Below are 13,509 nucleotides of genomic sequence, written 5' to 3'. Positions count from 1 at the left end.
TAGGAGTATTAATGAGTATTAATTTAAGTGATCCTATCAAGATTATTTTTAATGAGATAGAAATAGATGATTATTTACCGTCAATTAAATTCAAAATTGATATTAATATAAATCAGTTCACTCATCTTTTAGCATATAGTGGAGAAATTTGGATTGAATGTAGCGTCTGGGATCGATTCTCTAAAGGGCTTAATGAGGGAAAAAACACTATATTAAATGATATGGATGATACTTTTATAATAAAGATAATAAAAAGTAATGAGTTCATAGAGTTTGCATGGTCAATTAAGAGACGAGATCCTGAAGGAAATGTTATGACTGCAGATTATAGCAGTAAAATTACTGATGATGTTTACTCTGTCATCAAAAATGAATTTATTAATTATCCTAAGTGGTGGTAGATAGTAAATCTCCCACCTAACCAACGGAGCTCTTCTTATCTATTTTTAGATCTGCATCGCAAGTTCAACCACCAACTTGCCCTGTTCAATCTTAATGGTGACAGGTAATCCGGGATAAAACCCAAGTTGCTCCAGCCAGCGGCCTTTAATGGTCAGTTGCGGTTTAAGGTTGAATTGCTAGTCGTTGGGACTGTAACCAACCATTTATGACCATAACGATGAAGCCTCGAATATTACCCATGCGGCAATCAGTGACGGTGAGTTAATCATTCGTGACCAAGATAAACAAACACAAGATATTAATGAACTCAGTCATGATACCGAAAATGCCCATAGCAAACTCAAACCAATCTTTAATAAATAGGTGATGCAAAAGCATTTGCTGAAGCTGAAGATATTATTGATTATACTATTGCATCAGTTGGATTAATACCTGGTTTAGGTGATGAAGCAGGTAAGATCTTAAAAGAAGCAAAAGCGGCATTAAAACTAGGCGATACAAAAAAAGCTAGTCAATTGGTTCAAGAAGCTGAGAATAAACTAAACGCTCTTGACGTAGGCTCAGCAAATAAAGCTAGTAATACTGCCGGAAAGGGGACGAGTGGAGCGGGACAAGCTGGAAATGCTGCTTCTGAGTTACCCGCTTTACCTCCGGGTAAACAAGGTTCGGTAATTAGAAATGAGCTTCTTGATCATGAGTACAAACAGGCCTTAGATATTGTTGAGTACAAAGGTGGAACATTTAAAGGAACTACTGAGAAAAGTCAAGCCGGTATTGATGGTTGGTTAAATGGGGTTCCTGTGCAATTAAAAGAAGTTCAGGGTCAAAGTATCCACTCAATACGAAATAATATTGTTCGCGGGGCAAATGATATGGCAAAAGCAGGCTATAAAGGGGATTTATATATAGATGCCTCTAAAACAGGAGTTAGTATGAAAGAAATGATTGATCGTTTTAAACCAGGCTCACCGGTATCCAACATTACTAAAGAAGGCACGGTAAATAATATATATATCAAAACTCAGGACGGTTGGTTAAATGTCACCGGTGATTCAATTACAAAGGGAGTAAGTAATGGCCTATGAAATCATGTTTCCAATTAAAAAAACACCTTCTTTTGAAGAATTATTGGATATTATAGTTGATGGTTTTAAGGTATATTCGTTACCAAGAAGGCAGTTATCTGTCGGACTATCTGCAAGCAAAGGTATTAATCTATCAGATAAATTTGTATATATACAAGACCATCAGCATGGATATTTTTGTTGGATAACTTTTGATTATTTTCAACCTGAATTTAGATATGAAGCTGAAATCGATTTGCCTATTATGGTGGGTATAAAAACCCGAGGAGAAAATGAATTAAAATTTTCTGTAGTAATAGGGTATATATTAGCCAAAGCACTCGAGGCCAGAGTAATTTATGATGATGCTTATCTAGTACAGCGAAAAGAAGTCTATCCTGTAGAGGAATTAAAGCCTTTTGTTGAACAATATATAAAAGAGCTTTATCCGGTAGATGAGTAATGGCGCGCGCCCGCCTAATCAGCGGGGGGGAGCTTTTATCGTTTTTCTTGAACTACATAGCAAGTCTGATAATCAGTTGGTCTTGCTCAACTTTAACCAATACAACCTGACCTGCATAAAAGTCCTATCGGCTAAAAGCAGAGGATTTTAGAAGTATTACTTATTATTACGAAAAAGGTAACATATTTAAAAATAAAGATTATAGAATCATCTTGATAAAGGTGGCAATCCTATTGGTGATTGGATTTTAAATAATTAATACTAAACATCTGTGAATAAAATTATAATTAAGTTTTTCATGATTTTGTAAGTTAGCTTGTCATAAAATATAAAGCAATTTTTTCAACTTGAGCTGAAAAATTTCAAAATGTCTACATACAAAGACAAAGAGGTGCTATCAAATGTTCACCTTTTCCATCATAAAGTTCAAATATCAATAAGACGGTATACACTCCTCAATTATTTTTACAAAGCCAAACTCAATAAACCATCTCAAAATTAACGGAAGGAGATAAGTTTTAACTCCAGCTCTATTGGATCCGAAACAAAAGTAGTAGGAAGTAATTCCATTCAAGCAAATATAACAGTGAAACTGACTTAAACCAGCGACAGCAATTGGAGCTGTTGATCCATTAAAAGGTAAGATAGTTACTGTATCAAATGGGGTTGTTCCTGCTAAGATAGCCCCTTAATTACAAGCCTATGCTGAAATTAGGGGGATTAGGTATTAAGACTTCATGTGGAAATAGATAAGGTTGTTGTGCAGAGTTTAGAGTTGCTAATGAGTTGTTATTAAACAATCCTAATCTTATTCATTACTGATTTTTATAAAAAGAAAAAGGTAATCAAATAATTAATATAAATAAAACATTAAAAGATATTATAAATTGATATATATCAAATTTATTCATGGATCTTCCAGTATTTTGTTGTTAACATGGTTTCATATCTTTTTTATGTGATGTTGTCTCGTAGTCAATATGATGAATTTAATGATAAAAAAATATTTATTTCTTTGGGGGGCCATTATCTTACCCTCGTTTGTTGCGTTAGCTGAACCATCACCAACGCAACAACTGAGTGACCAACAACTTATCCAGAAAAGAAAAAGTGATAAAGTTCTTCAATATTCATCAATACCTTCATCGCCTGACATCCATCTATTACCTACTACTTATGAAATAAGAGATATTCATTTCTCATCGGTTTTTTTCTATTTGAGTATTAATCAGATGCAATTATTAGAGCGAGATAAATTACCTTAGTTTATTCCTATCAATAAACAGTCTCGTCAAGCCGAGCACTGTGTTTAGCTGCATAAGGTTTCAATTTATTGATGACTAAAATGCATGACCGATTGATTAGCTATGGAGATATCAATACAGAATTAGTAGCAACAGAGCAAAAATTAGCATCAACAAAACTAAAACTATTATTTATGTAAAAATAAGAACCAGAAGCATATAAAAGTGAAAATAGTAGTAGATCTAGTGTAACTAGAGTTGGCGATATAGATGATATTGCTACAGCTGTTGCTCGCAGTAAAAATATGAGTGAAAAATAGCTATAAAGATATTAGGAAGTATTATGAATATATAAATATCAATAGGTTATGGAGATAAACCTGTTTCTAGTTATAATTTGGATTAAAAAGGCAATAGATATTTAACTTAATAAGAGTTAATCAAAATGTTAAAAGCGTAGCTACAGGAGAAGGAATATCAGATGGTTATGTTTATATGTGGAGTAAGGAGTTTTACTCACGGTAAAAGATAATTTCTGTCACAGTAATTTGCACTGTTAGGTAGTGGATATGTACATTCATTACAATTCAATAAAAAGATCTTTTACCAGCATAATTAGTTGGTAACAAAAGAAATTCACAGTTAGGAACTGGAAAAAGAAATATAGCTGAGCGAAAACTAGCCTCATAGTATAGCGCTACACTCGAAAGCATTATTTCTACTTTTGTTGGAGATAGTGTACAAGATAATATTGAGAAAATAATCATGAAAAAAAATAAGAAATATTTAGTATTATTAAATTATTTAATCTTTTTACCTTTCATGGGATTTTTATTAATTATTATAATGCGCTTGCTCATCTCATTAATATTGTTGATTAAATATGATATAGCTTTTGAATTTGGTATTCATGATATATGTTTAGCTGGTAAAGCAGCTTGTATTTGGTTTCCTTTAGCATTAGGTGTTTGGTGTTATGAATGCTTCCATTACGGAATTAAAATTTTTGGCAAATAATATTATCCCAGTTTAACAACTGGGATTTTTTTATTATAACGAGTAATTAATACTATAACTTTTATCCCAATCATGATAATTAGTTGTATAACAGTATGATATGTTTAACTTAATCTAGGCAAGGCTGTTAAAATTAGGTTAATTAATTTTTCCAAGTAGGCTTGGTTTTAGTTTGTTTTGGCGTAATATAAAGATTAAATTTTAATTCATTAATGGTAATAGCTAGCAGATTTGTTTTATTTAAAGAATAATCTAATTTTTCTATCTGTTGCCATTGATAATTTATCGGTAAATTATTAAATAACCAAAAGGGGTTAATGATGAAATTAATAGTCGATAATATGAGTTGTCAGCATTGTGTTAAAACCATTACTAAAGCAATTAATGATATTGATCCTAAAGCGAAAGTTACTGTTGATTTAGCTAAGCATGAAGTTGATATTGATGGTGGTACTATCTCGCAAGAAGCGGCAATTGCAGCAATTAATGAAGCGGGATTTGAGTTTGTCGGTATTGCTTATTAACAGTATTTAGCGTTATTAAATTTTAGGCGATTATCTCATCGCCTAAATCTTCGAGAGTACTTTTATCAAATCATCGATTAACAGTTTTTGTATACTTCTACCACCATTGATAAAAATGGTGAGTAGGCCCAATTCCCTTACCAATTTTTAAACTATCTGCATGTTCAATAGCGCCTTGTAGGTATTTTTTGGCTTGTTTAACCGCTTCTTCTAAATGATGTTTCGGTAACAAGGCTGCAATTGCTGCAGAGAGGGTACAACCTGTACCATGGGTATTTCTCGTTGCGATCCTCGGTGATGTCATTCTAATGATGTTGTCGTGAGTGATTAAATAATCAGGGCTTTCTTGACTTGGCAAATGTCCGCCTTTCATTAAGACTGCCTGACAACCCAATTTTAGTAACTCATAACCTTGTCGTTGCATTTGCTCTTCGTTTTTTGCCTCACTACAATCAAGTAATGCAGCCGCTTCAGGTAGATTAGGGGTGATGATTGTGGCTAATGGTAATAATAGATCTCGAATAGCAGAAACGGCATCAGCTTTTAACAATGGATGTCCGCCTTTAGCAATCATTACGGTATCAAGCACAATATTGGCAATAGGATGATTGTTTAATAGCTGATGAACTGTAGTAACAATCTCTTTATTCATTAGCATACCAATTTTAACACTATCAATGTGGATATCTTGATATAGTGTATTAAACTGTGCTTCAATAAATTCAGCGGGAATAGCATGTACACCATTAACGCCTTGCGTACTTTGTGCGGTTAATGCGGTGATCACTGACATACCATAAGCACCAAGTGCTGAAAATGCTTTTAAGTCAGCTTGAATACCTGCGCCACCACTAGGGTCACTGCCTGCTATTGTTAATGCAACTGTTGTCATGATTTGGTTTCCTATTTTGCCAGTTTTATTTTACTGATTAGGTCGGATGTCGCTTTGGCAAGATTAGCTTGTCCGCATATTGCCGACACAACGGCAATACCTTCAATGCCAGTTTGGATTACTTCGGTTAAATTATTCACGCCGATACCACCGATCGCCACGGCAGGGCATTGTTTCGCTTTAACCAGTTCTTTCAATTGAGTAATGCCAGTCGCAGCTGCGGCATCCTTTTTGGTTGTGGTTGGATAGATAGGTCCTATGCCAAGATAATCGACTAAATGCCAAGGAACATTCTCTAGTTGTGATTGATTTGAAACTGAAAGTCCTAACCATTTGTCTGTGCCAATTAAGCGTCGAGTAACGTCGACCGGGAGATCGCTTTGTCCTATATGAACGCCATCGGCATCAATGGCTAAAGCAATATCAACATGGTCATTGATAAATAGCGGAACTTGGGTACTACTTAGCACTTCTTTGAGCACTTGTGCAGCGTCATACCAATTTTTACCAGAGTATTCTTGTTCTGAACGTAGTTGCACTGCAGTAACGCCATTTTCAACAGCAATTTTGGTGGTAGTGACCATACCATCTATACCGCCACATAATAACGGATCGAGGACTAAATAGAGGGTTAAATCAAGTTGCTTTTTCATCAAACATCCTTATTTTTAGTTTTGATTGAATCGTGAAAGATGATCAATAACAGCAATGGCGAAACTACCTAACCCTTGTTGCTTACTAGCGAGTTGTCCTGCTTTTTTCATCATAAAACAAGCTGTTGCGGTAGCGGTTAAACGATCACTAGTGGTTGCAATAAATGCTGCTACCATTGCAGATAACGAACAGCCGGTGCCGGTTACTTTAGTTAAAGCGATATCGCCACCGACAATGCTATAAATTTGTTCGCCATCTGTGACATAATCTATCTCACCTGTTATTGCGACGATGGTTTGATATTTTTGTGCTAATAGTATTGCTGCATTTAATGCAGAATCGGTAGAATCAAGTCCATCAGGCCCTTTCGATGATGATTGTTGACCACTCAATGCAAGAATTTCAGAGGCATTTCCTCGAATAACACTTGGTCTAAAGGTTAACAGTTGTTTGGCAACTTCAGTGCGGTATTTAAGTGCCGCACCAACCGCTACAGGATCTAGTACCCATGGTGTCTGCGTCTGTTCAGCTTTTGCTGCAGCTAACAACATACTATTTGCGCTGTGCTCATCAATGGTACCAATATTAATTAATAAACTACTGGCAATAGTTACAAAGTCCTCAACTTCTTGTTTCGCAACGACCATTGCTGGCGAAGCACCAATGGCTAATAAAACATTGGCGGTAAAATTCTGTACCACATCATTGGTAATGCAATGGACTAACGGGCGTTGTTGTTTAACTTGCTCAATAAAGGGAATGGCATCATTGTTTTGAAATAACTGAATGGTAGACATATTCTTTCCTTATTTATTATTGATATTAAGGGAAGAATGTGTCAAAACGGATAATTAAGACGGAGACTTCCCTACGCTGGTATGAGCCAGATCAGGTTCAACGGGTAAAATCTCAGTTTTTTGTAGTAACAAAAAACACCCCGAGTCAAAAAATAATTTATAAAAACAGTTTTATTATCTACTGAGTTTATACTTTATACAAGCTATTGTAATAATCTTTCGATATCGCTAATAGATCGTCTATCTGGTAAGAAAATGATTAAGTGATCACCATCTTCGATCATTAAATCGGTATTAACAATAATCACATCTTCACCACGCACCACAGCACCAATAGTTGCCCCTGAAGGCAATTTTAGACTGTTAATATTTTTACCAACTAATTTTGAATTTTCTGCCTCACCATTGGCAACTACTTCGACAATTTCTGACTCACCCTGACGTAGTGAGACCACTTTAACCACACCTGTTTGTCTAACATGACTTAATAGCTCTGAAATAGTTGCATGTTGTGGTGAAATGGCAATATCAATTACGCTATCGTTTATTAACTCTAAATAAGCTTGTCGTTGAATAAGTACGATGACTTTTTTGGCTCCCATCCTTTTGGCAAGCATTGACGACATAATATTTGATTCATCATCACTCGTCACTGCCACAAACAGATCGGTAAGTTCGACTTGTTCTTGCGATAATAGCTCTTGATCCGATGATTCACCATGTAATACGGTCGTATTAACTAACTGCTCGGCAATTAATTCTGCTTTTTCGGCATTACGTTCAATCAATTTAACTTGATAATCGTTTTCTAATCGCTTAGCTAAAGCAACAGCAATGCCACCACCACCACTAATGAGTATTCGTTTATAAGGCTTTTCTAACCGTTGTAATTCACTGGTTACCGCTTTGATGTTAAGCGGTGGGGTAATAAAGTAAACCATATCCCCAGCTTCAATCAAAGTTGAACCAATCGGACGAATAAAACGATTTTTACGATAAATAGCCACCACCCGAGCTTCGACATGAGGTAAATGTTCTTTTAGCTCTGATAATTCACTACCCACCAATGCACCACCATAGTAAGCTGTAACGGCAACTAAGCAGACTCGATTATCATAAAATGAGGCAAATTGTAGTGCGCCAGGATATTGCACTAGCTGGCTGATATGATTGGTGATTAGATTTTCTGGGGCTATAATATGATCGATATTAATACAATCTTTATTAAAAAATGAGTATCTTTCATCATTATATTCTGGAGCTCGAATACGTGCGACTTTTTGAGGAATATTGAACATCACATGCCCAATCTGGCAAGCCATCATATTGACCTCATCAGAATTGGTAACAGCGACTAACATGTCGGCAGATTCTGCACCAGCACTTTCTAATACTTGTGGATAAGATGATTTTCCACAAATAACTTGTAAATCAAAACGTTCTTGCAATGATTGCAACTTGTCATGATCTTCATCAACAACAGTCACATCGTTCTGTTTTTCGGTAACCAGATATTCGGCAAGAGCACTACCTGTTTGACCTGCACCAAGAATGATAATTTTCATAACTAACCTATGATAATCAAAAAGGCTTCAATGGCATTTTTCGTTAACAAAAACGATAGTGCGTTTAGTCATTAAAGCCAATTGATATTGTTTAGCGTTAATTGCAATCTAGTTTTACGGTTAACTATACAAAACCGATTGCGTCATAAACTTTTTTCAACGTTGGCTCTGCTTTTGCACGAGCTTTTTGTGCACCTTCTTGCATAATTGTCAGAAGATAATTTTCATCATCACGATACTGATGATATTTTGCTTGTAAATCAGTTAACATATCAATAACTTGATTTGCGACCTCGGTTTTTAGATGGCCATACATTTTACCTTCAAATTCTTTCTCAAGTTCAGCAATAGGTTTACCCGTAATACCGGTTAAGATATCTAACAGATTTGATACCCCCGTTTTATTTTTTAAATCATAACGGACGACTGGTGGTTCATCAGAATCGGTCATTGCCCGTTTAATTTTCTTCTCGACATCTTTTGGATTTTCAAGTAAACCAATAACATTATTGCGATTTTCATCTGATTTAGACATTTTTTTGCTAGGATCTTGTAATGACATAACCCGAGCGCCAACTTTAGCAATAAATGGTTCAGGAACAGTGAAAATATCGCCATAAAGGGCATTAAAACGCATTGCAATATCGCGAGAAAGTTCAAGATGTTGTTTTTGGTCATCACCAACGGGAACTAAATTAGCTTGATATAACAAAATATCGGCAGCCATTAACACTGGATAATCAAAAAGCCCGGCATTTATATTTTCTGAATGACGAGAAGATTTATCTTTAAATTGTGTCATACGGCTCAATTCACCAAAATAGGTATAACAGTTTAATGCCCAACCTAATTCAGCATGTGCAGGCACATGGGATTGCACAAAAATAGTACTTTTTTGTGGATCAATACCACAGGCTAGATAAAGTGCTAATGTATCAAGTGTTGCTTTACGTAACTTATTAGGATCTTGGCGTACCGTGATCGCATGTTGATTGACGATACAATAAACGCAATCATATTCATTTTGTAAAGACACCCAATTCTTTAAAGCACCTAAATAGTTGCCTAATGTTAGTTCTCCTGATGGCTGAGCGCCACTAAATACAATTGGTTTACTCATAATTTATTCCTAATTTAAACTTATTATTTTTTTGCTTCAGCTTTTGGCTGAGGTAATAGGGTTAATATATCTTGAAAATCATCAAATAAAAAATCGGGTTCACTTGTTGCAATTGATTCGCCATAATTATAACCATAACTTAACGCAACAGTAGGGCAATTAGCATTTTTGGCTGCGCTAATATCATTTTTCGAATCACCAACAAATAATAACTGATCATTGTATAATCCAAATGTTGCCATGACTTGATAAAGTGGAGCCGGGTGTGGTTTTAATTTAATTACATCACCACCGCCGAGTACTAATGAAAAATACTCTTTGATACCTAATGAGCTTAGTAATCCCGGTAAAAATTGAGCCGGTTTATTAGTTACAAGTGCTAAAGGATAATGATTTTCATAAAGAGCTTTCAAGGTCTGTTTTACATGAGGAAACAGTGTTGTCTGTTCATCCATAACCTTATCATAATGCTGACTAAATATTTGTTTAGCTTCAGCAAAATATTCGTTTGACGGATTAATATCAATGGCTTTGAAAACGCGTTCAAGCATCACATCAATACCATTACCTACCCAGTTTTTAACTTGTTCATTGGTAACTGTTGGTAAATTTAAATCTGCCAACATTTTTTGGCTTGCTAAAGCAAGTCCAGGTACGCTATCTACTAATGTTCCATCTAAATCAAAAGCAATAGCTTGAATATCATCTAATTTAGCCATGTTTTACTCCTGCTAACTCTTTACGCATTGCATCAATTACCGTTTTATAGTCAGGTTGACCAAATATGGCTGAGCCAGCAACAAACATATCGGCTCCTGCCTTGGCAATTTCAGCTATATTATCTACTTTTACACCGCCATCAATTTCTAGGCGAATATTTCTACCAGAATCAATAATGCGTTGTTTAACTTGCCGCAATTTTTTAAGCGTTGCTGGGATGAATGATTGACCACCAAAACCTGGGTTAACACCCATCAATAAAATAATATCAACTTTATCCATCACATAGTCTAAATGGTCAAGTGGTGTTGCTGGATTAAGCACAATACCGGCACTGCAACCATGATCTTTAATTAATTGTAATGAACGATCTAGATGAATTGTCGCTTCTGGATGAATAGATATGTTTGTTGCTCCAGATTTGGCAAAAGAGGTAATTAGCTCTTCAACAGGAGAAACCATTAGATGGACATCAATTGGTGCACTAATTCCATAGTCTCGCAGTGCCTTACAAAACATACTACCCATTGTTAAATTGGGAACAAAATGATTATCCATCACATCGAAATGGACAACATCCGCTCCTGCATCTAATACTTTTTGGGTATCTTCACCAAGACGAGCGAAATCGGCGGATAGTATTGATGGTGCAATAATAAATTCATTCATAACATACCTCTACTCATAAACACCTTATACTTAAAAATAGCTTAAGATTTTTGGTATAAGGCCAATATTTCATCAATTTTTTTGCGTCCTTCGCCAGCGCAACTAATTGAGCGCCGCATTTCTGCTCGGTAAAGATGGCGCGCTTTACTATATAACGTTCTGGTATAGTGAGTATCATGATTTGATACCAGCACTGGAATCTCTTTTTTATAGGCAATTTGCTCAGCTAATTGTGACAACCTTTGATGTTCGTCAAACCCAAAATTATTAGAATAGTAGGCGGTAAAACCTGCTGTTTCATTAGGCGATAGATAAGGTGGATCACAATAAATAACGGAGTTACGTTTCGCCATTTTCATCGCTTTATGATAAGGCGTACAGACAAACTCAGCATTTTGCGCTTTTTTGGCAAAGAAATAGAGTTCCCTTTCTGGGAAATAAATAGTCTTGTAACGGCCAAATGGCACATTAAATAAACCACTATTATTATAACGACATAAGCCGTTGTAACAGTGACGATTTAAATAGACAAATAAAAGCGATCGCAAATATTGATCTTTACTATAATTAAACACATCACGTAGTTGATAAAATGCTTCAGCTTGGTTATTTTGATCATTAAATAGTAATTTAAGATCATTAATAAACAGCTCCGGATTGGATTGTAATAGCTTAAATAGTGCAATTAGATCATGATTGATATCAGCTAAAATATAACTTTTGAAGTTAGTATTTAAAAAAACGGAACCAGCACCTACAAAGGGCTCAATGAGTTGTTCACCTTCCGGTAGATACTGTTTTATAGTGTCTACAAGCTCATATTTTCCTCCAGCCCACTTTAAAAAGGCTCGTCGCTTCTTCAACGGAAACTCCTATTTTGTCATTGGTAGGATATATGAACAATATCCCTTACTATTTTGCCGATTTTTCTTTATTAATAGTTGCGCCAGATTTAACCCAAGGTTTATCTTTTTTTAGTGCATCTGGTAAAGACTTGATTGCTTTTCTGGCTTCATCAGCAGAATTATATGTACCATTAACTAAAATAAACCATTTGACATTATTTCGTTTAGTTTCATAAATTTGGTAATTGGTTATATTATGTTTTTTTACCAATTTTTTTAAACCTTCAAGCGAAGTTGAAGCACTCAGTTGAACTGAAAACTGATTACTCTTTATTTTGTCAATTTTAGTCGGTTTAGTATTTACTTTAGAACCACTAGTTGATTCAGTGTCAGGTTTATTGACTTTAGATTCAACTTGGTTCGGCGAGTTTAGTCTATTATTATCCACATTATTATGCGATGAATTATTACCCTGATGAGTATTATGGTCAACTTGTGACTCAGGTTTACTCTCTGGTGAACTCTGAGTGTTTGCATCACTACCGTTACTACCAGTTAATTCGCTACTATTTTGTTGTTCATTAACATTGGTAATTGGTGCTGGCGCCATAGGCGATGGTACCGTATCAGATGCTTGACCTTGAGCTGTAGCCGTTGCAACGTCATTGGATTGTGTTGTTATGGTTGGCTCAGGTTCTTGCGTTGAAACACCGCTAACTTCAGGAGGAGTTAGTTGTGTAGGAGCTTTTGGTTTTGACGAACGAAATAACATTGTACTAACTAATAAGACAATAATAACAACAGTTAACCCCATAATTATCAATTTCTTTTTCGAATAATGCTGAAAAAAATTGGTAATACTAAATGAGGGCGTAGACGGCTTATTGGATTGTTCTGATATATAACGATCATCTTTATCTACACGCATATTAACTCCTTAACCTATTAATAGGTTTAATGCCTTATAACCAACCATGGTTTATCGATCAATGATTTAAATTTGTTCTATTTTATCAATGATATATCCAGCAACACCTTTAGCACTTTGCTCATCGGTTTTAATTGTGATGTCAGCAATTTCTTCATAAAGAGGATCTCGTTCCTGAGCTAACTCTTCATAAAGTTCGCGAGGGGTATTGCCACCTTGTAATAAAGGACGACGTTTATCTTTTTGTGTTCTTGCCATTTGTTTTTCAATTGTTGTTTCTAAATAAACGACAATACCACGTGCTGATAATCGATTACGTGTCTCTTTCGATAGTACTGAACCACCACCGGTAGCAAGTACTACACCTTGTTTTTCAGTCAATTCATTAATGACTTTCTCTTCTCTGGCTCGGAATCCGTCTTCACCTTCTAAGTCAAAGATCCATGCAATATCAGCACCTGTACGTTTTTCGATCTCTTGATCAGAGTCAAAAAATTCCATGCCTAACTGCTGTGCAATTTGTCGGCCTATTGTGCTTTTTCCTGCCCCCATTGGGCCAATTAGAAAGATATTTCGCTTTTCTGCCATTGTAGTTTCATCATCTA

The 13,509-nt window shown here is 35.5% G+C and carries 17 protein-coding genes and 1 riboswitch; of the genes, 6 read left to right on the top strand and 11 right to left on the bottom strand.

Annotation, left to right across the window (positions count from 1 at the left end; genetic code table 11):
* Positions 1 to 11: 11 nt before the first annotated feature.
* Positions 12 to 401 (top strand): hypothetical protein, encoded by a 390-nt coding sequence (locus tag H3U97_RS01820; RefSeq protein ID WP_086361260.1) that lies wholly within the window; start codon positions 12 to 14, stop codon positions 399 to 401.
* Positions 402 to 446: 45 nt separating this feature from the next.
* Here H3U97_RS01820 and H3U97_RS11525 read toward each other — a convergent pair whose 3' ends face one another.
* On the bottom strand, positions 447 to 557 hold the full coding sequence (locus tag H3U97_RS11525) for a SymE family type I addiction module toxin (protein ID WP_086362545.1): 111 nt from the start codon (positions 555 to 557) through the stop codon (positions 447 to 449).
* 360 nt (positions 558 to 917) lie between these two features.
* On the opposite strand from H3U97_RS11525, the gene H3U97_RS01810 reads away from it, so the two are divergent.
* The 5 genes from H3U97_RS01810 (at position 918) to H3U97_RS01790 (ending at position 4,714) form a co-directional block, all read left to right on the top strand.
* A complete protein-coding gene (locus H3U97_RS01810) occupies positions 918 to 1,487 on the top strand; it encodes a hypothetical protein (RefSeq protein WP_198197807.1) in 570 nt (189 codons plus the stop codon).
* Positions 1,477 to 1,929, top strand: coding sequence for a hypothetical protein (locus H3U97_RS01805; protein WP_198197805.1), 453 nt, complete (start codon positions 1,477 to 1,479; stop codon positions 1,927 to 1,929). The genes H3U97_RS01810 and H3U97_RS01805 overlap by 11 nt, the downstream gene beginning before the upstream one ends.
* Before the next feature lie 992 nt (positions 1,930 to 2,921).
* Positions 2,922 to 3,194: a hypothetical protein gene (locus H3U97_RS01800; RefSeq protein WP_198197803.1), complete on the top strand. Its 273-nt coding sequence runs from the start codon at positions 2,922 to 2,924 to the stop codon at positions 3,192 to 3,194.
* 744 nt (positions 3,195 to 3,938) lie between these two features.
* A complete protein-coding gene (locus H3U97_RS01795; RefSeq protein ID WP_110448385.1) occupies positions 3,939 to 4,190 on the top strand; it encodes a hypothetical protein in 252 nt (83 codons plus the stop codon).
* A gap of 317 nt (positions 4,191 to 4,507) precedes the next feature.
* Positions 4,508 to 4,714 (top strand): heavy-metal-associated domain-containing protein, encoded by a 207-nt coding sequence (locus H3U97_RS01790; RefSeq protein ID WP_065614003.1) that lies wholly within the window; start codon positions 4,508 to 4,510, stop codon positions 4,712 to 4,714.
* Between the two features lie 97 nt (positions 4,715 to 4,811).
* Here the strand turns inward: H3U97_RS01790 and thiD are convergent, their stop codons facing one another.
* The 10 genes from thiD to aroK all read right to left on the bottom strand — a co-directional run bounded on the left by thiD (position 4,812) and on the right by aroK (position 13,492).
* Entirely contained in the window at positions 4,812 to 5,606 is a 795-nt protein-coding gene (thiD, locus tag H3U97_RS01785) for a bifunctional hydroxymethylpyrimidine kinase/phosphomethylpyrimidine kinase (protein WP_198197799.1), read from the bottom strand.
* An 11-nt stretch (positions 5,607 to 5,617) separates the two neighbouring features.
* Positions 5,618 to 6,259: a thiamine phosphate synthase gene (gene thiE, locus H3U97_RS01780; RefSeq protein WP_198197798.1), complete on the bottom strand. Its 642-nt coding sequence runs from the start codon at positions 6,257 to 6,259 to the stop codon at positions 5,618 to 5,620.
* Between the two features lie 15 nt (positions 6,260 to 6,274).
* The gene (gene thiM / locus H3U97_RS01775; RefSeq protein ID WP_370545670.1) at positions 6,275 to 7,048 is read right to left on the bottom strand and encodes a hydroxyethylthiazole kinase; all 774 of its coding nucleotides are present in this window, start codon (positions 7,046 to 7,048) and stop codon (positions 6,275 to 6,277) included.
* A gap of 60 nt (positions 7,049 to 7,108) precedes the next feature.
* Positions 7,109 to 7,210: riboswitch (TPP riboswitch) on the bottom strand.
* Between the two features lie 50 nt (positions 7,211 to 7,260).
* Positions 7,261 to 8,622, bottom strand: a complete 1,362-nt coding sequence (gene trkA / locus H3U97_RS01770) for a Trk system potassium transporter TrkA (RefSeq protein WP_034901318.1) — start codon at positions 8,620 to 8,622, stop codon at positions 7,261 to 7,263.
* A 124-nt stretch (positions 8,623 to 8,746) separates the two neighbouring features.
* Positions 8,747 to 9,742 carry a tryptophan--tRNA ligase gene (gene trpS, locus H3U97_RS01765; protein ID WP_034901320.1) on the bottom strand — a complete coding sequence of 332 codons (996 nt, stop codon included), beginning with the start codon at positions 9,740 to 9,742 and terminating at the stop codon, positions 8,747 to 8,749.
* Between the two features lie 23 nt (positions 9,743 to 9,765).
* Entirely contained in the window at positions 9,766 to 10,461 is a 696-nt protein-coding gene (locus tag H3U97_RS01760; RefSeq protein WP_198197794.1) for a phosphoglycolate phosphatase, read from the bottom strand.
* The gene (gene rpe, locus H3U97_RS01755) at positions 10,454 to 11,131 is read right to left on the bottom strand and encodes a ribulose-phosphate 3-epimerase (RefSeq protein WP_065614013.1); all 678 of its coding nucleotides are present in this window, start codon (positions 11,129 to 11,131) and stop codon (positions 10,454 to 10,456) included. Before rpe ends, H3U97_RS01760 begins: the two co-directional genes overlap by 8 nt.
* Positions 11,132 to 11,172: 41 nt before the next feature.
* Positions 11,173 to 11,994: a Dam family site-specific DNA-(adenine-N6)-methyltransferase gene (locus H3U97_RS01750; RefSeq protein WP_034901325.1), complete on the bottom strand. Its 822-nt coding sequence runs from the start codon at positions 11,992 to 11,994 to the stop codon at positions 11,173 to 11,175.
* Positions 11,995 to 12,043: 49 nt separating this feature from the next.
* Positions 12,044 to 12,904 (bottom strand): SPOR domain-containing protein, encoded by an 861-nt coding sequence (locus H3U97_RS01745; protein WP_198197792.1) that lies wholly within the window; start codon positions 12,902 to 12,904, stop codon positions 12,044 to 12,046.
* Positions 12,905 to 12,970: 66 nt separating this feature from the next.
* Entirely contained in the window at positions 12,971 to 13,492 is a 522-nt protein-coding gene (gene aroK / locus H3U97_RS01740) for a shikimate kinase AroK (protein WP_034901329.1), read from the bottom strand.
* Positions 13,493 to 13,509: the final 17 nt, after the last annotated feature.

The organism is Gilliamella sp. W8128, assembly GCF_016100545.1.
Lineage (GTDB): Bacteria > Pseudomonadota > Gammaproteobacteria > Enterobacterales > Orbaceae > Gilliamella > Gilliamella apis.
Note: the sequence above shows the minus strand (reverse complement) of the source record. Positions and strands in the feature narration are given on the sequence as shown.